Raw genomic sequence first — 24,254 nt, forward strand, 5'->3', positions numbered from 1 at the left:
TATTTTACTTAATTTTTTTGTAAAGATCCAGCCAATCTGGATTCTTTTGTTCAATTAATTCAATTTTCCAAGCTCGATTCCATTTCTTCATCCTCTTTTCTCTTAGACAAGCTTCTTTCTTTGTATTATACTCTTCAAAATAAACCAATTTATCGAGATTATATCTAGCTGAAAAAGTTTTTGGATGGACTTTATTTTTATGCTGATAAATTCGCCTTTTTAGTTCTTTTGTTTCTCCAATATATAAAACTCCATTTGGTTTATTTGATAATATGTAAACATAATGTCTCATTCTTATCAGAAGAGTTTTTATAAAATTCTGATTTTATTATTTTCAGATTTCCACTTTCGTGGAAATTTTCGAACAGTTTAATTTAAAACAAATTAAACTGTTCGAAATGATGATTGAGGTGTTTACGCTCCAGTAAATACCACTCAAAGCGATTTAGTTCTCCAAAAACAGCATTTTTTAAAGTTGCTTCTTTATTTTCCTTGAAAAATCGCAGGTAATCTTCTCGTGCTTCCAATAATTTTTCTTTGGCCTGTTCCAGATTTTCGTGTTTTAAAGCAGGTGCAGATTTAGATTCATACAACGGAAATTCAAAATTTCTAGGCATTTTCTCGTAGTTGTATAAGGTGTCGTGTACTTTCTGTAAAACTTTTTCTGGGGTTTTTATTTCAAAATCCTGAATTTCTCCAGAGGCGATTCTATAAGTATATTCTAAATGCTCTACCATTTGTTGTGCATTCATATTTCCCCATTCTGGTTGTGTACCTTCTTTTAATTTCGCTAAAGCGGATTTTATTACTTCGTCATTTATTTCCACGAAAGTGGTTTGCTTTTTTTGCACCATGGTCAAAATAGTCGCAATTGCCACCAATTTATCCTCGGGTTCTTCTGCTTCCACGTCAAAAACCTCTACATACCACTTGACAATTCCGCTTGGTAATTCTTCACCTTTTTGGTCGCGATCTACTTTTTCTTTACAAGTTAGTCGCACCGAAATCGTATCGTTGTGGTACAACGGACGCAAGAATCTGATTTCTTCCAATCCGTAATTTGCCGCTACCGGACCTTTGTTGGGATATACAAATAATCCTGCTGCCGCGGAAATAATGAAATACCCGTGAGCAGTTCTTTTCTCAAAAATACTTCCGTCCAGTGAAGTAATATCCGTATGTGCATAAAAATGATCCCAAGTTAAGTTTCCGAAGTTGACAATATCGGTATCTGTAATCGTTCTATTGTGTGTTTGTAAAGACATTCCTGGCTGAATATCTTCCCAGTGATAGGCAAATGGATGCTTTTCTGCTTCCTTATAATCGGCATTGGGTTGATAAATCCCTGTGATTTCCGTAAGTGTAGTTGGCGAACCTTGTACCGCACAACGTTGCAAATAATGCTTGATACCGCGAACACCACCCATTTCTTCACCGCCTCCAGCTCGACCTGGACCACCGTGAATTAAGTTAGGCAACGGTGAACCGTGACCCGTACTTTGCTTGGCACTTTCGCGGTTGAGCACCAAAATTCTACCGTGATGTGTTGCTGCGTTTACCGTATATTCCGTAGCAATTTTATTGTCATTCGTAACGATAGAACTCACCAAAGAACCTTTACCTAAATGCGAAAGTTGAATAGCTTCGTCTAAGTTTTTATAAGGCATAATTGTACTTACCGGACCAAAGGCTTCAGTAACGTGAGCCGCTTCATTTTTAAAAGGGTTATCCTCTCTTAATAAAATAGGTTTGATGAAGGCTCCTTTTTCAAAATCAGCTCCAATTGCTTTTCCACCTTCAAAATCACCGTAAACCATCTCTGCAGTCTTAGCAATTTCTTTCACCTGATTTTTGACGCTTTCTACTTGTTTTTTATCAATTAAAGATCCCATTCTCACCTCTTTTAATCGAGGATCTCCGAAAGTTACTTTATCTAATGCTTTACCGAGCGCAATTTGCACATCTTCAACCAAATTTTCCGGCACAATTATTCTTCTAATCGCCGTACATTTCTGACCACATTTTACGGTCATTTCGTTACGAACCTCCTTGATAAACAAGTCAAACTCAGGAGTTCCCAGAACCGCATCTTCCCCAAGAATAGAAGCATTTAATGAATCTGCTTCCATCGTAAAAGGTACTGATTCTTCAATTAATCTCGGATGGGTTTTTAGTTTTCTTCCTGTCGCGGCAGAACCCGTAAACGTCACTACATCTTGTGAGTTTACCGTATCTAAAATTGTTTTTGCCGTTCCGCTAATCAATTGTATCGAACCTTCTGGTAAAATTCCTGAAGCGATAATTTCCTTGACAACAGCTTCTGTTAGGTAAGCACTTTGTGGAGCAGGTAAAACTACCGCTGGCATTCCGGCCATCCAGTTGACCGCACATTTTTCCAACATTCCCCAAACAGGGAAATTAAACGCATTGATATGTACCGCAACTCCGCTTCTTGGCACCATAATGTGATGCGCCATAAACTTTCCGCCACGTGATAAATCAATCGGACTTCCTTCTACGTGAAATGGTTTATTGGGGAAGAGTTTTCGCAAGGAAGCATTGGCAAATAAATTTCCAAAACCCCCTTCGATATCTATCCAACTATCGATTCGCGTTGCTCCAGTTCGATAACTGATTTCGTAAAATTTATCTTTTCTTTTCTGAAGGTAAAAAGCCAATTTTTTAAGCATCAAACCTCGCTCTTGAAAAGTCATTTTCCGAAGTTGATTTCCGTGTTTTCTTCCGTAGTCTAAAATTGCCGGAACATCTAAACCTTCGGTCGTAATATTGGTAAAATGTTCACCCGTTACCGAATCGAAAATAGGTGTTCCTTCACCTTGACCATCGATCCAATTTCCTTGAACATAATGTTGTGTTTTTGTCATAATTCTTTCCTGCTAAAGCAGGTATTTTTAAAATTTTATATCAATTTGATATTCCCAACTATTTCTTGCTTACGCAGAAACATTTTCAATTACTGCAGCATAACCTTGACCAACGCCTACACACATCGTGATCAGTGCATATTTTTTGTCTGTCATTTGTAATTCTAAAGCCGCAGAATAAGCAATTCTAGCGCCGGTTACGCCAAGCGGATGCCCAATCGCAATCGCTCCTCCATTTGGGTTTATTCTTGGGTCATCATCTTTTAATCCCCAAGCACGAATACAAGCCAATGATTGTGCCGCAAAGGCTTCGTTCAATTCAATTACATCCATATCCTCCATCGTTAATCCTGCTTTTTCCAAAGCTTTGTTGGAAGCTTCTACAGGACCAATTCCCATAATCCTTGGTTCCACACCAACTACTGCTGAACTTACAATTTTAGCCAAAGGTTTTAAATTATATTTTTTTACTGCTTCCGCGGAAGCGATTATCGTTGCGGCAGCTCCGTCGTTTAAACCAGAAGCATTTCCTGCGGTTACAGTGCCTTCTTTACGGAAAGCCGGACGTAACTTTGCAAGAATTTCTGGAGTTGTCGTTGGTTTTACAAATTCGTCTTGGTTAAAAACTATTGGGTCTTTTTTTCTTTGTGGGATTTCTACCGCTACAATTTCTTTTGCCAACCGTCCATTTTCTTGCGCCTTAGTAGCTTTCATCTGACTGTGATAAGCAAAAGCATCTTGATCTTCACGCGAAATACGGTATTTGTCTACCAAGTTTTCGGCTGTTTCTCCCATTCCGTCGGTGCCATACATTTCGTGCATTTTGGGATTGACAAAACGCCACCCGAAACTCGTATCGTACATTTGGGCATCGTTACCAAATGCAGACGAAGGTTTCGCTATAGCGTATGGGCCACGCGTCATATGCTCAACTCCACCCGCAATAAACAAACCGCCATCGCCAGCTTTGATCGCTCGATTGGCGTGTATGATTGCCGATAAACCGCTACTGCAAAGTCTATTGACTGTTTCTCCGGGAACACTATAAGGCAAACCTGCCAAAAGTGAACACATGCGGGCTACATTTCGATTGTCTTCTCCAGCCTGATTGGCACAACCTAAAATAACATCCGCGTAAGCGTCTTGAGGAATATTGGGATTTCTTTTTACTAATTCTTTGATGACGAGTGCTCCGAGATCATCGGTTCTTACGGGGGATAATGTGCCTTTGTAGTTTCCGATGGGAGTCCTGATTCCGTCTATGATAAATGCATCCATTTATAGTTCTGATTTTTGAGCCCTAAAAATACGGATTTTTAACAGAAACGGAAAGCTAAAATAGGTTTTATCGGAATGAAATTAACCTTAATTAATTAGAGCCGCAAAGGTATCTCCCTGTCTCACGTCGCCCGAACGGAAACCTTTCATAAACCATTCCATACGTTGTTGGGAAGTTCCGTGGGTAAAAGAATCGGGAACCACGTGACCTTGCATTCGCTTCTGAATAGCATCATCACCAACTGCTTGCGCAGCACTTAAAGCTTCTTGTATATCGCCTTCTTCGAGGTATTGTTGGTTATGGTGCGCCCAAACTCCCGCGTAAAAATCGGCTTGAAGCTCTAAAGCCACTGAAAGTTGATTGGCTGCCGCTTGACCTTGTTGCTGCTGCAACTGACGCACTTTTTGAGTTGTACCAAGGACAGTTTGTACATGATGACCCACTTCATGCGCTGTTACATAAGCTATGGCAAAATCACCGCCTTTCGCACCAAAACGAGTTTTGAGTTGCTGAAAGAAAGCCAAGTCCATGTATAATTTATTGTCACCGGGACAATAAAAAGGACCCGATGCAGCCGAAGCTGTACCACAACCACTCTGAACTCTATCGGTAAACAACACCATTTTTGGCTCAGGATAATCGCCTATATTTTCTTCTCTAAAAATTTGGTTCCATACATCTTCCGTATCCGCCAAAACGGTTGCCATAAACTGACCGGATTCTTTTTCGGCAGCGGTTAATTCTCTCTGCTCGACTTGCTGAGTTTGTTGACCTTTATTGACTTCGTTAAGAATTGTACCTACAGTTTGTCCTGTTTCGCCTCCAAAAAGTTGTAATAAAATGACAATAACACCAATAACTCCACCGCCTGCAAGAACTTTTCCTGTCGTTCCCATTCCTCGACGATCTTCTAAGTTACCACTTTGCCTTCTACCTCTCCATTTCATAATGTTTGCTTTTGTTAGAAACCTAAAGATAGTAAATTACGAAGTTTGGTATCGCTGTAATTAATTGATTTTAACTAAAAATTACCACTCAACACCTGTACGATACACTACACCTTTAAAAAGTGCTATTAAAGTATTTCCTCTTTTTACTTCGACTATGTGAAAAGCCAACTTGTTTTTTAAACTCTTTAAATTGGCTTCAGCAGTGATGATATCACCTTCTTCTACTGCTTCGGCGTGATTGATGGAAGTCTCGATAGAAACGGCTTTTCTACCATGGGTATTAGACGCAAAACCAAATGCCGTATCGGCGAGTGCATAAGTAATTCCGCCGTGAGCTTTTTTCATGCTGTTAAGCATGTCTTTTCTCACTTTCATTTGCAGTTTACAATAACCTTCTTTTACTTCCAAAATCTCAATACCTAGCCAACTACTAAATGGATCATTGGCGAGCATGTGATGCGGAATTTTTTCAGGTTTCATTAAACTAGAAATTTTTGATTGTTCTTTTTCATCTTTCGTAATAACGGACTACACCTATAGCGATCTTCATGGTATTCTTCGTAAAGTTTATCTAGCTTCTCTACACACCAATCGATTCCTTTTTCGTTTGCCCAAGTCAACAAGCCTTTTGGGTAATTTACTCCTTTACTCATTGCCAAGTCAATATCTTTCGCGGAAGCTATATTTAAAAACAATGCGTCGGCAGCTTCATTGATAAGCATTACTAAAATACGGTCTAAGATTTTATTTCCTAGATCTTTATCTTTCGATGGATTTAGTGTTTTGGCATGATCACCATATTGATAAAAACCTCTTCCTGATTTTCTACCCAAATAACCTGCTTCTGAAAGTCGTTTTTGTGTAAAAGACGGCTTGTACCGCGGGTCGTAATAGAATTCTCTAAAAACGGTTTCGGTCACCGTGTAATTTACATCGTTACCGATAAAATCCATCAATTCAAAAGGTCCCATTCTAAAACCTCCTAACGATTTCATCGCCCAATCTATGGTAGCAAAGTCAGCCAAACCTTCTTCGTAAATTCGGAGTGCTTCCCCATAAAAAGGTCTCGCTACACGATTCACAATAAATCCAGGGGTATCTTTTGCCAGTACGCCTACTTTTTTCCAATCGTCAATAATTTTGACCACCTTGTTTTTAACCTCTTCTGAGGTTTGCACGGCAGGAATAATTTCTACCAACGGCATTAACGGCGCTGGGTTAAAAAAGTGAATCCCGATAACTCTTTCTGGATTTTCTAGGGCTCCTGCTATGGAAGCAATAGACAAAGAAGAAGTATTAGAAGCGATAATAGCATCTTTTGATTGGTAACTTTCCAACTCGCGAAACACCTTTTGTTTGACTTCGAGATTTTCGATAATCGCTTCAATAGTCAAATCGGCATCAGCCAACTCTTTTAAGCTATCGACATATAAAATATTGTTTTGAATTCTATTTTTTTCAGCTTCATCGATACGACCCTTTTCTATAAGTCGCGATAAGACTTTATCTAGCGATACCTCACTCTTTTTTAAAGCTTCTTGATTTGTATCGTATACTTTTACAGAACAGTTTGCCGTTGCTGCTACTTGAGCAATTCCGCTTCCCATGGTTCCGCTACCTATGATTCCTACGTTCATTAATTTTAAATTTTAAATGATAAATTTTAAATGACAAAGTTCTTTTAATTAAAGTGTTCACTTTGAAATTTTAAATTTTACACTTTTCGGTTTTTAATTTGATCTTTTATTCCCCTTTAAAATTAGGCTTTCTTTTTTCTACAAATGCATTGACACCTTCTTTGTAATCTTCTGAAGAAGCTGCTTTTATCTGAAATTTAGATTCTAACGCCAACTGCTCGTCTAAGTTGTTATTGAGTGATTGATTAAAGGCTTCTTTGGTCAACGCTAAAGCTTTGGTGGGCATTTGGGCTAATTTTTTCGCTAAAGCGGAAACTTCTTCTTCAAAATTTTCGGCTTTGATTACTTGATATATCATCCCTAACTTTTCTGCTTCTTCTGCCGAAACTTTGTCGCCCAACATTGCTAAAGCTGAAGCTTTCTGCAATCCAATTAATCGTGGTAAAAAGAAAGTGCCGGCACTGTCGGGAATCAACCCAATCTTACTAAACGCTTGTATAAAAGCTGCATTTTCGTTAGCAACCACAATATCACAAGCCAAGGCAATATTGGCTCCTGCTCCAGCAGCTACACCATTTACCGCAGCCACAATAGGCTTTGGAGTTTCTCTTATCAACTGAATAATAGGATTGTAATGTTCTTCTAAAATGGCTTTAAAACCAGGGTTTAAATCAGGGTCGGTTACTTCTTTAAGGTCTTGCCCTGCACAAAATGCTTTGCCATTTCCGGTTAAAACAATTGCTCTTACCTCATCGTTCTTGGCCGAATTTTTTAACACTCCTTGCAATGCCAAAGCCATTTCGCGATTAAAACTATTAAATACTTCTGGTCGGTTTAAAGTAATGTAACCGATGTTATTTTTGATTTCGAAATTTATGGTGTTACTCATCTTTTTATTTTATAAAAAAAATCCTGACTTGCGCCTCGACTAAAGCTTTAGCTAATAGGTATGCAGGAATTTATATTAAACATTTAAAATAATCAAAAGGTTCTTGACAATCGTGGCATTTAAACAGTGCCTTGCAGGCCGTTGACCCAAACTGACTTACCATTTTGGTATTGGTAGAATGACATTGCGGGCATTTGACTACTTGCTCCTCACCTAACAAAGCTTTTTTATCTGACACAGCATCCATTGGTGGAGCAATACCATATTCTTCCAAGGTTTTTCTTCCACTTTCGGTGATCATATCGGTAGTCCAAGCTGGCGCGAGTACCAAATCTACTTTTGTTTCGTAACCATTTTCGCTTAAAGCGGAAGTAATATCGTCACCAATCACATCCATCGCTGGACAACCGCTATAAGTTGGGGTGATTTTTACCTCGACAAAATTGGGCTTGGTGATTTTTGCAAAACGAACTACACCTAAATCTAAAACTGTAAGCACAGGAATCTCTGGATCCGAAACTTTTTCTAAAATCGGAATCAGTTCTTTATCGATTTGTGCTTCCTCAATAGTCATTTGAATTTATGTAGTTAGATTACTGCCTTGGCAGGAATTTGTTACCACTTCATATTTGGGTAAGTGCGTTGCATATATTGCATATCGCTGAGCAAATAACCTAAATGTTCTGTGTGTATTCCTTTCTTACCACCTCTTTGGAAAAATTTTAAGTCAGGTTGCGTGAGGGTTGCTTCTTGTAGAACTTTACCAACATTTTGCGTATATTCTGCTTGAAGTGAAACGATATCTACACCTATATGCTTTTCCTCGGCAGCTTTTTCTGCTTCGTTAGGCTCAAACAATTCTTGGGTATATTGCCATAAATCATCAACAGCCGTTTGTATTTTTTGCTTGCTTTCTTCGGTTCCGTCGCCCAGACGAATTATCCAGTCTGAAGAAAAACGCTTATGATAACTTACCTCTTTTATACTTTTTTTGGCAATGGCTGCCAAGGTTTCATCTTCGCTGTTTTGCAAGTGTTTTAAAAACAAAAAGTGATAGTGATCAAACAAAAACTGTCGTGCGATTACATAAGCAAAATCACGATTGGGTTGTTCTACCAACAACACATTTTTATAAGCTCTTTCTTGTCGAAGAAAAGCCAAATCGTCCTCGCTAATCTCTTGATTTGAAAGCTGTGCAGCATACTGAAAATAGCTACGTACTTGACCAAATAAATCTAACGAAATATTGGTACAGGCAATATCTACTTCTAAGGTTGGCCCATGTCCGGTTAACTCACCCATACGTTGGCCTAATATCAAGGAATTGTCGGCAATGGTTTCTATATATTGAATAAGATCTTTTTTATCCATTTTTTATATTTTACATATGCTTTACCTCATCTGGTAAATCATAAAAAGTGGGATGTCTATATACTTTATCTTGGGCTGGCTCAAACAGCTCACCGTTATGTTCTGGGTTAGAAGCAGTAATATGTTCTGACTCGACCACCCAAATACTTACGCCTTCGCTTCTTCTAGTATATACATCTCTTGCGTTTTCTAAGGCCATTTCTGCATCGGCTGCGTGAAGACTTCCAAAGTGACGGTGTTCTAAACCGTTTTTACTCCTCACGAAGACTTCCCATAATGGCCATTCTTTTTTATTACCCATCTTTTTTAGATTGCTTTTTTAATTTTTCTTTCTGATTGTTTTTCCGCGTAAGCTAAGGCAGCATCGCGTACCCACTGACCATTTTCCCAGGCATTCACTCTAGTTTGTAAACGCTCTTTGTTACAAGGGCCGTGACCTTTGACGACTTGCCAAAACTCATCCCAATCGATTTCCCCAAAGTCGTAATGACCTGTTTCTTCATTCCATTTTAAATCTGAATCGGGAATAGTTAAGCCTAAGATATCTGCTTGCGGAACGGTTTGGTCGATAAACTGCTGACGAAGTTCGTCGTTGGTTTTTCGCTTGAGTTTCCACTTCATCGATTGCTCGGTATGCACAGACATATCGTCTGTTGGGCCTAACATCATCAAACTTGGCCACCACCAGCGATTTAAGGCATCTTGCGCCATTTCTTTCTGCACTTCGGTGCCGTTACAAAGCGTAAGCATAATCTCATAACCTTGCCGTTGGTGAAAACTTTCTTCTTTACAAACTCTCACCATCGCACGCGCATATGGCCCGAAAGAAGTATTACACAATGGCACTTGATTGATAATTGCTGCGCCATCAACTAACCAGCCAATAGCGCCCATATCTGCCCAAGTTAACGTTGGGTAGTTAAAAATACTCGAATATTTTGCTTTTCCGGAATGTAACTGCTCATACAATTCGTCTCTTGAAATTCCTAAGGTTTCGGTCGCGCTATACAAATACAAACCGTGACCCGCTTCATCTTGCACTTTTGCCAACAAAGCTACTTTTCTACGTAAAGAAGGTGCTCTGGTAATCCAGTTTCCTTCGGGCAACATCCCCACAATTTCTGAATGGGCGTGTTGTGACATCTGCCTAATATGGGTTTGCCTGTATTTTTCGGGCATCCAATCTTTAGGCTCTATTTTTTCGTCGCGAGCGATTCTCGCTTCAAAAATCTCTTCTAAGTTTTTTACTTCTTGTTCACTCATCTTTCTAACTTTTAGCTTACAGCCGTTAGCTATAAGTTGTTACACATCAAAATCTACTTTTACTTTATCTGAAGTTGGCACAGCTTGACAGCTCAACACCAAATTTTGATCTAATTCTTTTTGTTCTAGGGCATAATTTATTTTCATTTCTACCTCACCTTCTAAAACTTCACATTTACAAGTACTGCAAACGCCACCCTTACAAGCAAATGGCAAATCTGCTCCTGCACTTAGAGCAGCATCAAGAATATTGTCATATTCTTTAGTCATCGTAAATTGAAATTCTTTACCACCATCAACGATTATAATTTCCGTTCCTTCTACATTTTGCTGTGCTAATCTTTCAGCACGTTTGACATCTTCTTCGGAAAGCCCAGTTACAAACAACTCAAAATGTACTAATTCTTTCGGCAAACCTGCATTGATCAAGTAATCGCTTACAAACTTTACCATTTGTTCTGGTCCGCAAAGAAATACTTCGTTGGTATCAGGAATATCGATAAAGGTTTTAGACAAAACATCCATTTTACTCTCATCAAACCTGCCATTAAACAACTCGATATCACGTCGCTCTTTGGTTAAGAAATAATAAATTTCTAATCGCCCAAAATATTTATTACGTAATTGCTCTAATTCTTCTTTAAATATAATGGATTTTGCTGTTTTATTGACGTAAAACAACTTACAAGTTGATTTCGGCTCTTCTTCGAGATATGCTTTGATCATCGAAAGAATTGGTGTGATTCCGCTTCCGGCAGCAAAAAACAAGTAGTTTTTATCGTTTTGTTGGTCGGCCTTAATCCCAAATTTACCGCTGGGAATCATCACCTCAAGTGTGTCTCCCGCAGTTAATTCTTGATTTACGTAAGTGGAAAAAACACCACCTAAAATTTCTTTTACCGCTACTTTCCACACATTTTCTCTCGGGCTAGAACAGAGCGAATAAGAACGCCTCACCTCTTCACCGTTTATATTTTTTTTTAAGGTAAGGTGTTGGCCTTGTTGAAACTTAAATTTTTCTTTTAAGTTCTCCGGAACTTCAAATGTGATGACCGAACAATCTGAAGTCTCCTTGTAAATATCTTTGACCGTTAAGGTATAAAAATTTGTCATTTTCTTAATTGATTACTACAAAACTAACAATTGTTAGTTTGTTTTGCAAACTCACAGAGTTATTTAACTTGTTTCTATATAGTTATAATTCCTTTAAGGAGATTATTTTTTAATTCTTTAGATAAAACACTTTTTTCTATATGTTTGTTTTTTGGGTACCACAAATACAATGTTCGTAAGGTAGATAGCAATGAAAAAAGGATGAGTTCAGGATTTTGAGGTTCTATTTCGTGTAAGTTCATACCTTTTATGATAATTTTACGTAAAGTACTTTCGTAATGATTACGCATTTTTATATAATCGTTGAGGTTTTTTTCCTCTAAATGCATCCAATCATTATTAAGACAGGCAACAAAGTTGGCTTTTTCGATGGTGAGATCTATGTGGCTCTCGATAATTTCTTCTAACTTTTTGACAGAAGATTTTTCTTCTAAAAAAGTGTTATCGATATGCTCTGTAAAATCTCTTGCAGTACTTAAAATAACCTCAGCCAAAATGGCTTCTTTAGAGGAAATATGATTGTAAAGACTTGCTGCTTTAATCCCTAAATCTTTTGCTAAATCCCGCATTGATACAGCATTGTAACCTTTTTCTCTAAAAAGTTGCGCCGCAGTTTTTACAATTTGTTCTTTTCTATCGTTATTCTTCACGCCATAAAAATACGTGGAATTTAATTAAAATCGGTATGAAAGTGCAACACCTTTGGCATCAAAACCAGAACCATTAAGATTTTGTTGGTAGGTAGGGTAAAATGACAAATTTGTATTTTCCTTCTTATGCAGCTCTGGAATTAAAATTCCCGCCGCTGCTCCCACACCCAACCCTAAAACGGTATCGGTTAAAAAATGTTTACCTGCTTCAATTCTTAAATAACCTACATAAGCAGGTATTGCAAATGCAACTCCCCAAACATAAGGTCTTAACGGAGAATCTGGATAATAATCATGAAAAACTTTAGCCGTAAAAAATGTGGCTGCTGCCGTGGCTGCTCCATGACCCGCGAAAAAGGAGCGTTGCGCACTGCTTTCCATCCTTTCTTCATTAGTGACATTTCTGTTGTATACCAATGGTCGATCTCGATCTATTAAACCCGCAGAAAGCGTATATAAAGCACCTGCTGTAGCCATGCTCTCTACATAAAGTACAGAAATCTGACCCATATTTTCACGAGTTTCATCACCTGCCAGAAAAGTTAAAGGCAATGCAAAAGAGCTATAAAAAGGAATATAACTTATGCGATCTGCTTCTTCTGAATAGTTTCCAGCGACCCAACGGTCTACTGCCCAAACATCATCTTCTGAAAGCATATTTACTTCCTCCAGACTTTTACCATCTTTATTCTGAATAAAATAAAAACCAAGAACATTTAGACCGACTGTTCCTGTGATTATTCCTGCATCTGTCCAAAATTCGGTTTTGTAAGGAGATGTTGTATTTATTTGTTGTTGGGCGTTTACTGTATTTATCACCAAAATACCAGCAAGCAGTATCAAAAAATATTTCATGAGTATTCTTTTTCTCAAATTTGACTTTAAATTTTTGACAATTTTTAATAATTAAGAAAAAAATAACAGAACAACCTATATTTTATATGGTGTGTAGAAGCAACCAAGTTGTTTTAGTTCAATAAAATTTCAAATTCTTTCTGAGAATCGATGGGCTGCTGGTTATACTCTAACGTCCAACCTAGAGAATTGGTTAAAATAAAAAGTTTTTGAAGTTCTGAAACCAAACGGTTGTCGGCATTTTTCATCATTTCTGAGGTTTCAATTTTTTTTCGCGTAAGCAAAGTTATTTTTTCTTTCATTTTATTGAAATCTTCTGCTTTGAACTGGTTGAGGTAATCTTGCGAAACATCATAAAACTCGAATTCTGGGAATATCTCTAATTGCGATTCTGGAATTTTTATGAGTTTTAAAGTTTTGTTCTGCTCTTCGATTTCGTAATTTATTTGAGCCAAATCATATGTAACCAAAGCCTTGGTATTGACAGAAACGAGTGCTTTTTTTTCTGTGGGAACCAAACCAAAAAACAAAGACTCATTATTTTTATAAGTGAAAACCTGAGCGTAATAACCTTCGGTAACGATGAGTTTACTGACGTTTTTGATTTCCTTTTCTATCAAGGCAGAGTCTGCCTCTATTTTTTCATTTGTAGAAGCAGCGTTTTTAATATAGAAAAAAAGACAAGCGGCTATTATTCCGACAACGATACCAATAATGATTTTCCTCATTTATAAATTTATTTCTATAAAAATAATGAGAAAATTGGAAAACTTTAGTTATTGACTTTTGAAAAAAAAATGCTTCGTGATTACGAAGCATTTTTAAATCATCTACAATTTATTTTGGTTCTAAAACCAATGTGACTTTATTGAAGTCTGCTGCCGCATTGATAACTCTTCTATAATCAGCATAATCGCTAGCTGGAAGTTTGTTTATACTATAATGCTCATTACAGTATATGGTTAGGGTATTTCCTTCTAGTTTATATCGAGATTTAAAGGCCATTAGTTCTTCTCCATCTTTGGTGAATTTCTGATCAATATTAATGTCATTGAGATTCGCGACTTTCATTTCTGCAGGAAGTTCGATAATTAATTCTCTATCATATCTTCTCATAAAACCGTTGTCTAAGGCTTGTTTTCTTTCTTTATCTTGATAAAGTTCTGTTTGCTTACCAATAAGCCCACCTACATTAAATAAGTATTTGTTACCGGCTTTTTCTACAAAAGCTTCTGAATTGACCTCTACAATAATTCTCAATGGTTTTACTCCGTATAAATTTGAGTCAAAATTTTCTAGTTTATAGGTATCTACCTGAATACCTTCATCAAGATTTTCTACCATTGCTTGTACAAAATCTTTTTCTGATTCTTTTTTTATTAAATGCGCATAAGGCTGGACAAATGAAGCATAATATCCAAACATTTCCCTTTTGAGACTGATATTTACTTCATTTAGGTTTTCTTTGTTAAAAGAAGCCTTTACATGCATATTATCATAATTTTTATCTGAAGTTACTGCATCTATATACTTGACCTCACCAACGCCAGAGCTATAACTACCTACCTTTACAGTTTTAATGAACAGACCATAGTTATCTGTAACCTCTGTTGGAGGATATCCCAATCTTGAGCCAATTTCGGTTGGGTCTAGGTATAAATCGTCCTCTGGAAAATAAATTAGAAATTCGTTCAGAAAAACAGTTGCTTCATAAGACTGATCAAAAGATAATTCTGTTCGGTCGCTTGTGATTACAATCTCATGTTTGATATCTAATAGATTAAACAAAGAGATATATAATTTGGTAATACCTCTATTACTAGCAACGCTTTCACTCATTATATATTCTAAATCCTCTAATTTATCATTATATACATCGGTCACAAAAATGTTAGTTTTCAGAAAATTTTCTATTTTTTGAATTTTTTCTTTATTTGATGACGCTTTATCAACACCTATTTTATTGATATATTTTTCCAGTTGTTTATCAGTCTTCTTTGAAGTTTCTTTTGGGTAGAAAAAAGGCATTAAATTTTGAACTACGATATCGTAAGACGAAATTCCAGAACTGTTATTTGCCAAGTTTTTATCTAATTTATAGATTAAAAATTTTCGGTTGGCGTTGTGAGCCGAATTATCTTCTTCTTCTAGCGCTGTAATGTTTTCAGCCTGCATCGACCAATGATTTCTATTTTCATCAGAAAAATTTTCATCGTATTGAGCTTCTTTTAAACCGTTAAAACTTTTGATATCAAAAATCAAGTTTTCTGGTGAGTACAAGTCAAACTCTATATTTTTAACATCATAATCATCCTGAAAGAAAGCTCTTACGCCTTTATAACTAGGGTACTTTTTTACTATATAAAAAAACTCAACAATACTACCTTTTTGTACACCTTTTAAAGCAAAATATTTATACTTATCTCCAGTTTCTTCATTTTCGGCAGTTAGAATATCGTTTTCATCTAATTCTATGATTTTATTTCCGTTGATTACCCGAGCTTTATTAGCAATGAGTTCAGAGCTTGAAGAATATGGAAGGTATATTTTATTGTATTCTTCTATTTTATCATCAGAATTTAACAAATAGGCTTTATGCTGAAGGTAGTACTCTACAAAAGAATTATCTTCTAAAAAAGCAAATTCGATAGCAACTTTGTGTTTCAACCCAAGCATTGGCTGGTCTTTTGTTTCCTGCAAATCATAGGTTGGTTTTACATTCCAATCATAATTTTCATAGAATGGTTTTTCTTGCGCAATTACTGAAGAGCAAGTAAAAAAGATAATTAAATATAAGTAGATATTTTTCATATTACGACTATTGTTTTTTAAGCACTATTGTTTCGTTATATTGCTTACTTATTTGTTTTATAAATGAGTTTAGTTCTTTTTGTTCTTGAGTATTTATTTCTATAAAATCTAAGGTGAATTCTTGATTGGCAATCAATTGATTATTTTTTATTTCGTATGAAATGTTAATAGAAAGTAAATCGTTTTTTATGGATAATGACTCTGGCATATACGTCACTTTATAGCCTTCAGGAATATCAAAAGTATTTACATATCTAAAGTATTTTTTATAATCCTGCTCGTATGAATGAACTCTATCTGGGTCAAATTTTAGATGAATTAGGTCTTTGTTAAGGTTAGGGTTAAGGTATATTTCATCTCCTATTGTTTTTACATAGTCTTGTATGGTGAAACTGTATTTCAATTCGAAAGGTTCTTCGTATCCAAATTTATTTATCTCTTCAAAATCTTCTATGATAAATTTATTGTTCCCCTTTTCGACATATGCTTTGTAAACGTTTCTTAAATCTTGTTCGCTTTTATTTCTTTCTAAGTCACTAAAAAGATCTAATTTTAAATACCCCGAAATAGAGGTCTGAGATTGCCCTATGAGTTTATCGTTTTCTATTTTTATATAAGTAGAATCTATATACTTATTTTTTTTAGCTTCTACATAAGGTACCATTTGAATATCAAAACCGTTTTTGCCATTACCAATTAATGCCTCTTTACCCTGAATAAATGATGAAGGATATTCTATAGATAGATACCTGCCGGTGGCGTCTAAATAATAGTTTTTTCCTTCTGAGGTTTTGTAGGTTAAAATCATATGATTGTCTGAAAGTGGAGTTGGCACATTATTGTATGTGTAGGAAAGATCTCTTGTGCCTATCCAAGTTAAATATCCTTTGATGTTTGCTATTTCAAACATTTCTTTGAGTATACTAGAGTTGTCTTTACAGTCGCCATACTTTTTTTCATAAACAGCATTTGCCTCTCTAGGTATAAAGCCTCCTAATTCGTACTCAAAATCTATGTATTTTATGTTTTGCTGCACCCAATAGTATATTGTTTTTACTTTTTCAAACTCAGAGGTTTTATCTTTGATTAACTCTTTTGTTGTTTTAATTAATGCTTCTGAAGGCTCCTCTTCATTTAGATTTTTTGTTAAGTCATAATACCAATTATATAAGTCTTGGGTATTTCGTAATATATTGATTTTATCATCATTTCCTTGATAAGAATTGATTATAGGAATAATGTGCGGAAATATTTTGCTATACGAAGGTGTGTTACTTTCTGATTTTACTTTCTCTACATTTTTTATTTCCCAAGTATGTATATTTTTTCCTCTTTTTTGTTCTGTAGTGTATTTTACATTAAAATCATCCATATTTACTTTTACAAACCTAATATCGATTTCTTTATCTGTTTCTACAACAAACTTTTGGTCTACAATCGGAAAAAAATCACTAAAATAAAAAGGCGTTATGAAGCGAGGGTTCTTAATTTTTTCTGTGTATTCTAATTTTGATTTTGAGCCTTTCTTTAAGTTAGGATAGATGTAACTTAAAATTTTTGTGTCATCATGAAAAGAACCATCTAAATGGTCTTTTTGAGTAAAGTCACTCACTTTAAACTCTTCATACTTATCCTCATTAAAACTAAATGAGGAAGCTTTAATTTTTCCCAATTCAAAAAAAGAAGAAAACTTTAAAGATTTTTTTGAATTATAGTTAGCCGATTCGTCAAGGTATAGATCTTCTTCTATAACCTCTCTAGTTATTTCTATATCTCCTCTTTTTACTTCTAAATTGAGTTTTACATGATTCTGAAGCCTTACAGAATGAGCATTGGGATATTTATTTTTATAGTTTTTATACTCTTGGGAGTATTGAGCCTGAGTTGAAAGACTTGCTATAAAAAACAGTAAAAAAGGCAACTTATTTATATGCATATCCTTTAAAATAATTGATTTTATTTGTAATCTTTCCATTCTCATCATATTCTATAAACTCACCTTCTTTAATACCATCTACATACTGACCTGTTTCTTTTACTTTACCATTAGAGTAATAGCTTTTATATTCCCCGTTCAGCATATCTTCTTTATAATTTAGTTCCTTTTTAATGTTTCCGTTTGGGTAATATGTAAAATAAATCCCGTCATTAAAACCATGATCATAATCTACCTCCATTTGTAACTTTCCGTCGGTATAGTAGGCTTTATATTTGCCATTCAAGAGCCCTTTTTCGTACTCCATCTCACGAGACACATTACCATTATGATGGTAGGCCTTTATTTTTCCTGACTCATTCTCTAGAGGTATCATCTCTACTAATTCCTTATCTTTTCCTAAATAAGAGTACCCCATAAGTCTGCCATGATTATAATAGCGTATAAGCTGTAATTCTCCTGTATAAGAATAATTTTTTCGCTCTCCATTTAAATCATCATTTACATAAGTGTTTTCGGTTTCAATTTGACCATTATCGTAATAATCTACCCATGTTCCTTCTAGAGTACCTAGTTCATATGTGATCTCGTCTTTTAACTCGCCATTTTCATGGTATCGTTTTATTTTTCCGTGTAGGTTCCCCATAAGGTATGTGAGGTCCTCATCTGTGTTTCCGTTTTCATAAAAGTATTTCCAGTTTCCGTTTCTTTCCCCATTTACATAGTTTCCTTCAAATCTTTTTTCACCTGTAAAATAGAAACCTTGAGATAGCCCGTGTTCAACTTGATAAGAATATTGGGTAGTTTGATAAAGTTCATTATTTAGTGCCTTAAGAGAAATCGTATAATCTGGTGTTGTAATATCGTGATCTATTTCTTCTAAAATTTTTTCATTCTGATTATAGTATATTATTTTAGAAAACTTTCCTTGATCATAAAACATTTCACGTTCTAATTTACCATTAGGCGCATAATATTTTTGTTTTCCCCAGTAATTGTCTTTATGAAAAAACTCTATTGCTGCTAATTTTCCATTAGAATAATATGTTTTCCATTCTCCTTGTCTTTCTCCGTCTTTATAATAACCCTCATTTTTTATGTTTTTATTTCTGTAGAAAGAGCTATAATAACCTTGAATAGTATCATTTTTATACTTATATAACTCTCTAACAACACCATTTAGGTAATAAGAGGTATAAACACCTTGCACTTTATTATCAATATAATCTCCTTCACTTTCTAATATACCGTTGTCGTTATAAAATTTCCAGTGCCCGATTTTTCCTCCAGAAACATCATATTTACCTTCAGTTTCTATCTGACCGTAAGGAGAAAAAGACCTATAAAAAAACTCGCCTCCTTTTTTTCTGTCTTCCATTATAACTTTACCCTCTTTATTATAGGAGCGATAAGCTATGATATCTCCTTTTTTATAGTCGTATTCTATTGTAAGCAAACCATCTTTATCGTAAACTTTGTAAACACCATCTATTCTACCGTTTTTATAGGTAACTTCTTCGCTTAGGACTCCATGTTTAAAGTAGTTCTTCCACAAACCAACCTGTTCGCCTTGATTGTATTTTCCTTCTTGTTTTAATTTTCCGTTTGGCCAATATGATTTAAAATCTCCATGGTAAACACCATCAAGATAGTTTGCTTCAAACATCACTTTGTTATTTAGGTAAAAGCCTTTTTCGTGACCTTGACGAAGATTATTCTTAAAATTGGAAGTTGAATATTTATCTCCAGTGGCATAATTTTCTACAAAGCTTCCGTTTGCCTCTCCTTTTGAATATTCGACTAAAAATTCTGCAGGCAATACATCTCCGACTTTGAAATAAGCTTTGTATAGTCCTGCTATTTCTCCTTCTTTAAACACCTTTTCTTGAATTAAAGCTCCCTCTTCATTATAATATGTGAACTTCCCATCTGCTTTTCCGTTTTTATAGTTTAAAAGGGTTTCTTTCCTTCCATTTTCATAAAAAGATTCATATAAACCGTGGAGCTCATTATTTTTATACACACCCTTTTCCTTAACATTTCCGTTATTGTAGAACCATTCCCATACACCGTTCTTTTCTCCATTTTTAAAAGCTCCTTTTGCTGAGATATTTCCGTTTTCTGTATAGAAAGTATAATCTCCTGTGGCTTTCTCGTTTTGTATAGCACCGTACGAAACTATACGACCCTCATGGTAAAGAAAATTCTTATCCTTTTCATTTGTAACGAGGTAACTGTTTTCTGAAAGCAACTCTGAATATTTATTTTTAAACTTATCTAAAAATTCAATTATGCCTTCTATATTTTTTTCTACATCTTTTTTATAGCTCTCGTTTTCTATAGAATAAGAAATTGTATAGATAAATTCTTCGAAGTAATCGTTTTCTGATATCCAATTAAAAAGTGGTACATATATTTCAGACCAAACTGTTTTTTCTTTTCCTGGGCTGTAATTTTTTAAACCTTCCAACAAAAGATGGTTTTGTTTGGTTAAGGCTAAATCTATTTTATGATCTACTTCATAATCACTATTTAATGCTACTCTATTCGATAAAATAAGATCTAGTTCTTTAAACCCTTTTGCCTTAAAAGCAGATTCTAATGCTGGGTTTGCTTGGTTTGGGTTTTTATTTTTAGCTATATCATTTGCAGCTTTAAGCACATAAAAAGTGTTTTCTCCTTCAGGGTTAAGAATTAAATACATATTTACACACATAAGCGCCTGAGTAATACGCTCTTGTTTATAAAACATGTCAGCAAGCTCAGTGTATGAGCTAACATTAATAGGACTATAAAAAATTGTTTTTTCTTGCCAATCTATACTTTCTCTTATTTTTTCTGATCTTCTTAGAGCAACTGCCTTATTATAATTTAAGGTTTCATTTTTAGGATAATACTGCAAACCATCTTCATAAACCTCTAATGCTTTATCCATTTTTTCTTGTCTTAAGTATGCCGTTCCTAGATTTACATAAAAAGACTCTAAATTTTCATAGTCTTTTTTTTCTATTCCTTCTTGACAAACTTTTGCAACATTTTCAAAATCTTCTAATTGTAAGTAACAATAAGATTTAGTTACTAAAAAATCTGTGTAAGTTGAATCATTCGGATGTACTTTTTCAATTTCTTGAATTGCCCTTTTATAATCAGATTTATCAATAAAATCGTAAACATTTATAGCTAACTCTTCGATATCTACATAGTTGATGTTTTCTTGAGCATGGAGGTTGAAGCTTACAAATAGCAACAGGAGTAATAGTTTTTTCATTAGGAAGTTAGGGGTTATTATATTATAAAATCAAAAACTTATAAAGTTCACAAATACATGAAAATTATAAAATTTTGTTAAAATACAATAATATAAAAATGTTGGGATATAAAAAAGAAACCTTAATATTTCATTCTCAATATTATTAGATTTTAAGAGAACTTGTGATCTATTAAATAAGATTATGTCGCTTTGCCTTTTGTACGGCTTCTATTTTACTGTGTACGTGAAGTTTTTTATAGATGTTTTCGATGTGCTTTCTAATGGTACTTGGCGAAAGAATAAGGTTCTCGGCAATTTTTGTGTAACTCAAACCTTTACTAAGTTGTTCTAGCACTTGTGTTTCTCTATCAGAAAGTGTTATTTCTTCTTGATCTTTTACATTTTCGATACCAGTAGGGTTTCTCAATAATTTTAGCGTCTTTAAGGCTATTGAAGGATTCATCGCTGCACCTCCGCTTAGGGTTTCTATAATACCTTTATACAACAAATCGGGATGGATTTCTTTGAGCAAATAACCATCTGCTCCGGCTTTTATGGCTTTGAAAATGTTTTCGTCGTTATCAAAAGCCGTTAACATAATAATTTTGATCTGTGGATATTTTTGCTTGACAATTTCTGTGGCTTCAATACCATTAAGCACCGGCATTTCTATATCCATAAGCAACACATCGATACGACAATCTTCTTCTAATTGACTTAGCAATTCTCCGCCATTTAAAGCCGTAACTTTTATAAATATGTCTTCAAAGAAAGAAAGTTTTTCTTTGATAGCACTAATTAAAAAAGAATTGTCATCTATGATACCTACTTTTATATTCATAACTTAAAAATATGTAAATCTACTTGTTAACCTATTCTATTCTAATCGTATTTTGTGGGACTAAAACTTCCGATAAATTGTATTCTAAAAAACTATAGTTAGCTAATCTTTCCTGCCTATTTTGTATGTAATTTCTATTCAAATTTATTTTACCCTCAAGCTTTTTTACAATACACTCATGCCTTTCTCTTATAATTTTTGAAGTTAACTTAAAATAACAATGCGTAAAAACAAAAGCAAACAAGACCAAGACCAATAAAAAATTGTACTGGATAAAAACCATAGCTGTATTTTATGATAAAGGTAATTGTTTAAGTTAGTATTATCTATTAGGCATTTGCCCTAATTTTGGTTAATGGCAGCTTTACTTCTACTTGAGTTCCATGATTTTTTTCTGAGGCAATTTTTGAAAATCCTTCGAGCTCTTTTGCTCTTTTCCTGATGTTGTTTAAACCGTTGGTAGAAGTATGTTGAGATGTTTCAAATCCTTTTCCGTTATCGGAAATCATTAACGACAAGTAATTATTATCTACATTAAACACCACTTCTATTAATTCTGCATAAGCGTGCTTGACAGCGTTATTTACACTTTCTTGAATGATTCTATAAATATTTATTCCGGCAACTGAAGTAAACAAGGTCTGATCATTTATAGCTCCTTTTGTTTGAAATTTCACCTCAGTATTCTGCGATGCAACTCCTGCTTTTTCTATAAAATTCTGAATCCTAGTTTTAAGATCTTCAACAGAAATATTGTCTTTATTTAAAGCCCAAACGGTATCACGAAGTTCATAAATAGTACTTGTGGTGAAATCGCTTATAAAACCCAATTTACGACTAAGTTCTTGATTTTTATCATTATATCTAAAATTAAGGCTATCTATAGATGAAATGATAAATGTAAGTTGCGAACCTATGTTGTCGTGCAAATCTCTCGAAATACGGAGCCTTTGTTCTTGTAGTTTATTCTGGGTTTCTATTTTGGCAAGGGCAACTTTAAGTTCACTTTCCTTTTTTAACTGTCTATTTTTAAGTCTCTGCTGATTGTATACTAAAAAACCTATCAACCCTAAAATTACAGCCAAGGCAATACCTGCTAAAAATAAAATATGTTTTCTTTTTACCTGTAAATCTTTTTCTATAAGCTCTGCTTTTTGTGCAAGTATCTGGTTCTCTTTCTTTTCTGTTTCGTAAACTGTTTCTATTTCTTTAAACTCTTTTTGCTTTTCTACAGACATGAGACTATCAGATATGTTATGATATATTTCTCTTGTAATAAAAGCTTGTTCATAGTTTTTTTGTTTTAAGTAGATATCGCTAAGTAACTTATTGATGTAACCTTGCTCACTTTTATACTTTAAAGAATCTGCCAATTTTTCTAAAGGAATCAGTACAGACTTAGCTTTTATATCATCATTTAAAGCATCGTATGTTTTTGCTAATTGATACTTAAAATGAAAACGAGTATCAGGATAATATTGAAACTCATCTAAAAGAGGTTTATTCTTTTCTAAAATTTCTTTTGATTGCTGATATTTTTTTTCTTTTAATAGTATTTCTGAATGCTCTATACTCAAAGGCAGGCTAAAACTCTTGTATCCTGTCGTGTCTATGATTTCCTGGGTATGCTTTAGATGAACTTTAGCTTCTTCAAAATCACCAGAAACAAACTCTTTTTTAGCTACAGCTAAATATGCTCGCAACCACACTTCTTTATCGTCATCTTGCAATGCTGTATGTAGAGCCTTGTATGCATATTCTTTAGATTTATTAACATTTCCCATCGCATCATAAACTGCCACAAGACTATTAAACACTGTAGCTTTGATGTATAAATATCGTGTTGTATCTGCTAATTTTTCTGCCTCATGAAAATTGACAAGAGCTTCTGAATTATCATTTTTCTCATAATATAGGTTTCCTATATTAATGTAGCCTATCAAGACGCCTATTCCATCATTGTCTCTTTTATAGAGCTTAGTAGCTTTATTATAGTGATATAAAGAACTGTCTATAAAATCGTTGACATGGTACGCTTCTGCTAATTCACTATGTAAATGTGCATCGATAGACTTATCATTCAATTTGTTTTTAGGAAGAGCTTTAAAATACTCTAAGCCCTTCTTAAAAAAATACCTAGAACTATCAAGCTCACTAGAATATCCTTTTTGAGAAACTAACTTCCTATAAAAATAACCAATATCAACATCAAAATCTTTCTGATAGGCAGCTTCCAAACCTAGGTGCAAAGCTTGAGAAGCTTTTTTTCCATCTATATATCTATTGTTCCAAGCCTCAATTTTATAAAACCTTATTAAAGAATCTAATGGAGTTAAATTATCTTCTTTTTGTGCAAAACAAAAAAGAAAGGGGCATAAAAAAAGTGCTGCAAAAATAAATTTTCGCATAAGTTGGTTGATTTTAGTATCTTAAATATATCATTTTTAATGATATGTCTCACAAAAAAACCGGAAACCACATTAAAATGATATTCCGGTTCCACATAAAAACCTCAAGTTTGAGA

General features: G+C 34.6%; 20 protein-coding genes. All 20 read right to left on the bottom strand.

Annotated features, from left to right (window positions below; all coding sequences use genetic code 11):
* Positions 1-4: 4 nt before the first annotated feature.
* Positions 5-292 (bottom strand): GIY-YIG nuclease family protein, encoded by a 288-nt coding sequence (locus tag DNG35_RS04265; RefSeq protein WP_111126513.1) that lies wholly within the window; start codon positions 290-292, stop codon positions 5-7.
* Positions 293-374: 82 nt separating this feature from the next.
* A complete protein-coding gene (gene paaZ / locus DNG35_RS04270; RefSeq protein WP_111126514.1) occupies positions 375-2,885 on the bottom strand; it encodes a phenylacetic acid degradation bifunctional protein PaaZ in 2,511 nt (836 codons plus the stop codon).
* Between the two features lie 69 nt (positions 2,886-2,954).
* Positions 2,955-4,163 (bottom strand): 3-oxoadipyl-CoA thiolase, encoded by a 1,209-nt coding sequence (gene pcaF / locus DNG35_RS04275; protein ID WP_111126515.1) that lies wholly within the window; start codon positions 4,161-4,163, stop codon positions 2,955-2,957.
* An 87-nt stretch (positions 4,164-4,250) separates the two neighbouring features.
* A complete protein-coding gene (locus DNG35_RS04280) occupies positions 4,251-5,111 on the bottom strand; it encodes a neutral zinc metallopeptidase (RefSeq protein WP_111126516.1) in 861 nt (286 codons plus the stop codon).
* Positions 5,112-5,192: 81 nt separating this feature from the next.
* Entirely contained in the window at positions 5,193-5,594 is a 402-nt protein-coding gene (locus DNG35_RS04285) for a PaaI family thioesterase (RefSeq protein WP_111126517.1), read from the bottom strand.
* A complete protein-coding gene (locus tag DNG35_RS04290) occupies positions 5,594-6,751 on the bottom strand; it encodes a 3-hydroxyacyl-CoA dehydrogenase NAD-binding domain-containing protein (RefSeq protein WP_111126518.1) in 1,158 nt (385 codons plus the stop codon). The genes DNG35_RS04285 and DNG35_RS04290 overlap by 1 nt, the downstream gene beginning before the upstream one ends.
* A 106-nt stretch (positions 6,752-6,857) precedes the next feature.
* A complete protein-coding gene (locus tag DNG35_RS04295) occupies positions 6,858-7,640 on the bottom strand; it encodes an enoyl-CoA hydratase-related protein (protein WP_111126519.1) in 783 nt (260 codons plus the stop codon).
* 70 nt (positions 7,641-7,710) lie between these two features.
* Positions 7,711-8,214, bottom strand: a complete 504-nt coding sequence (gene paaD, locus DNG35_RS04300) for a 1,2-phenylacetyl-CoA epoxidase subunit PaaD (RefSeq protein ID WP_111126520.1) — start codon at positions 8,212-8,214, stop codon at positions 7,711-7,713.
* Between the two features lie 41 nt (positions 8,215-8,255).
* Entirely contained in the window at positions 8,256-9,011 is a 756-nt protein-coding gene (paaC, locus tag DNG35_RS04305) for a 1,2-phenylacetyl-CoA epoxidase subunit PaaC (protein WP_111126521.1), read from the bottom strand.
* A 10-nt stretch (positions 9,012-9,021) separates the two neighbouring features.
* Positions 9,022-9,312, bottom strand: coding sequence for a 1,2-phenylacetyl-CoA epoxidase subunit PaaB (gene paaB, locus DNG35_RS04310; RefSeq protein ID WP_111126522.1), 291 nt, complete (start codon positions 9,310-9,312; stop codon positions 9,022-9,024).
* A 5-nt stretch (positions 9,313-9,317) separates the two neighbouring features.
* Positions 9,318-10,274 (bottom strand): 1,2-phenylacetyl-CoA epoxidase subunit PaaA, encoded by a 957-nt coding sequence (paaA, locus tag DNG35_RS04315; protein WP_111126523.1) that lies wholly within the window; start codon positions 10,272-10,274, stop codon positions 9,318-9,320.
* Positions 10,275-10,313: 39 nt separating this feature from the next.
* Positions 10,314-11,387: a 2Fe-2S iron-sulfur cluster-binding protein gene (locus DNG35_RS04320; RefSeq protein WP_111126524.1), complete on the bottom strand. Its 1,074-nt coding sequence runs from the start codon at positions 11,385-11,387 to the stop codon at positions 10,314-10,316.
* A 74-nt stretch (positions 11,388-11,461) separates the two neighbouring features.
* Positions 11,462-12,037, bottom strand: coding sequence for a TetR/AcrR family transcriptional regulator (locus tag DNG35_RS04325; protein ID WP_111126525.1), 576 nt, complete (start codon positions 12,035-12,037; stop codon positions 11,462-11,464).
* Positions 12,038-12,061: 24 nt separating this feature from the next.
* A complete protein-coding gene (locus tag DNG35_RS04330; RefSeq protein ID WP_111126526.1) occupies positions 12,062-12,892 on the bottom strand; it encodes a phosphatase PAP2 family protein in 831 nt (276 codons plus the stop codon).
* Positions 12,893-13,005: 113 nt separating this feature from the next.
* On the bottom strand, positions 13,006-13,620 hold the full coding sequence (locus DNG35_RS04335; RefSeq protein WP_111126527.1) for a DUF4230 domain-containing protein: 615 nt from the start codon (positions 13,618-13,620) through the stop codon (positions 13,006-13,008).
* 109 nt (positions 13,621-13,729) lie between these two features.
* Positions 13,730-15,703 (bottom strand): DUF3857 domain-containing protein, encoded by a 1,974-nt coding sequence (locus tag DNG35_RS04340; RefSeq protein ID WP_111126528.1) that lies wholly within the window; start codon positions 15,701-15,703, stop codon positions 13,730-13,732.
* 7 nt (positions 15,704-15,710) lie between these two features.
* Positions 15,711-17,678 (bottom strand): DUF3857 domain-containing protein, encoded by a 1,968-nt coding sequence (locus DNG35_RS04345; RefSeq protein WP_233494451.1) that lies wholly within the window; start codon positions 17,676-17,678, stop codon positions 15,711-15,713.
* Positions 17,626-20,907, bottom strand: a complete 3,282-nt coding sequence (locus tag DNG35_RS04350) for a toxin-antitoxin system YwqK family antitoxin (RefSeq protein WP_111126529.1) — start codon at positions 20,905-20,907, stop codon at positions 17,626-17,628. Before DNG35_RS04350 ends, DNG35_RS04345 begins: the two co-directional genes overlap by 53 nt.
* 172 nt (positions 20,908-21,079) lie before the next feature.
* The gene (locus DNG35_RS04355) at positions 21,080-21,730 is read right to left on the bottom strand and encodes a response regulator transcription factor (RefSeq protein ID WP_111126530.1); all 651 of its coding nucleotides are present in this window, start codon (positions 21,728-21,730) and stop codon (positions 21,080-21,082) included.
* 329 nt (positions 21,731-22,059) lie between these two features.
* Positions 22,060-24,138, bottom strand: coding sequence for an ATP-binding protein (locus DNG35_RS04365; RefSeq protein WP_111126532.1), 2,079 nt, complete (start codon positions 24,136-24,138; stop codon positions 22,060-22,062).
* Positions 24,139-24,254: the final 116 nt, after the last annotated feature.

Origin of the sequence: Mesonia sp. K7 (assembly GCF_003233725.1) — a bacterium.
Lineage (GTDB): Bacteria > Bacteroidota > Bacteroidia > Flavobacteriales > Flavobacteriaceae > Mesonia.

Excerpts from the sequence above, each read along its gene's own strand:
- DNG35_RS04340 (WP_111126528.1), bottom strand. The coding sequence starts at position 15,703 with ATGAAAAATATCTACTTATATTTAATTATCTTTTTTACTTGCTCTTCA.
- paaB (WP_111126522.1), bottom strand. The coding sequence starts at position 9,312 with ATGGGTAATAAAAAAGAATGGCCATTATGGGAAGTCTTCGTGAGGAGT.
- DNG35_RS04345 (WP_233494451.1), bottom strand. The coding sequence starts at position 17,678 with ATGGAAAGATTACAAATAAAATCAATTATTTTAAAGGATATGCATATA.
- DNG35_RS04295 (WP_111126519.1), bottom strand. The coding sequence starts at position 7,640 with ATGAGTAACACCATAAATTTCGAAATCAAAAATAACATCGGTTACATT.
- DNG35_RS04290 (WP_111126518.1), bottom strand. The coding sequence starts at position 6,751 with ATGAACGTAGGAATCATAGGTAGCGGAACCATGGGAAGCGGAATTGCT.
- DNG35_RS04330 (WP_111126526.1), bottom strand. The coding sequence starts at position 12,892 with ATGAAATATTTTTTGATACTGCTTGCTGGTATTTTGGTGATAAATACA.
- paaA (WP_111126523.1), bottom strand. The coding sequence starts at position 10,274 with ATGAGTGAACAAGAAGTAAAAAACTTAGAAGAGATTTTTGAAGCGAGA.
- paaC (WP_111126521.1), bottom strand. The coding sequence starts at position 9,011 with ATGGATAAAAAAGATCTTATTCAATATATAGAAACCATTGCCGACAAT.
- DNG35_RS04265 (WP_111126513.1), bottom strand. The coding sequence starts at position 292 with ATGAGACATTATGTTTACATATTATCAAATAAACCAAATGGAGTTTTA.
- pcaF (WP_111126515.1), bottom strand. The coding sequence starts at position 4,163 with ATGGATGCATTTATCATAGACGGAATCAGGACTCCCATCGGAAACTAC.
- paaZ (WP_111126514.1), bottom strand. The coding sequence starts at position 2,885 with ATGACAAAAACACAACATTATGTTCAAGGAAATTGGATCGATGGTCAA.
- DNG35_RS04335 (WP_111126527.1), bottom strand. The coding sequence starts at position 13,620 with ATGAGGAAAATCATTATTGGTATCGTTGTCGGAATAATAGCCGCTTGT.
- DNG35_RS04350 (WP_111126529.1), bottom strand. The coding sequence starts at position 20,907 with ATGAAAAAACTATTACTCCTGTTGCTATTTGTAAGCTTCAACCTCCAT.
- DNG35_RS04365 (WP_111126532.1), bottom strand. The coding sequence starts at position 24,138 with ATGCGAAAATTTATTTTTGCAGCACTTTTTTTATGCCCCTTTCTTTTT.
- DNG35_RS04285 (WP_111126517.1), bottom strand. The coding sequence starts at position 5,594 with ATGAAACCTGAAAAAATTCCGCATCACATGCTCGCCAATGATCCATTT.
- DNG35_RS04320 (WP_111126524.1), bottom strand. The coding sequence starts at position 11,387 with ATGACAAATTTTTATACCTTAACGGTCAAAGATATTTACAAGGAGACT.
- paaD (WP_111126520.1), bottom strand. The coding sequence starts at position 8,214 with ATGACTATTGAGGAAGCACAAATCGATAAAGAACTGATTCCGATTTTA.
- DNG35_RS04355 (WP_111126530.1), bottom strand. The coding sequence starts at position 21,730 with ATGAATATAAAAGTAGGTATCATAGATGACAATTCTTTTTTAATTAGT.
- DNG35_RS04280 (WP_111126516.1), bottom strand. The coding sequence starts at position 5,111 with ATGAAATGGAGAGGTAGAAGGCAAAGTGGTAACTTAGAAGATCGTCGA.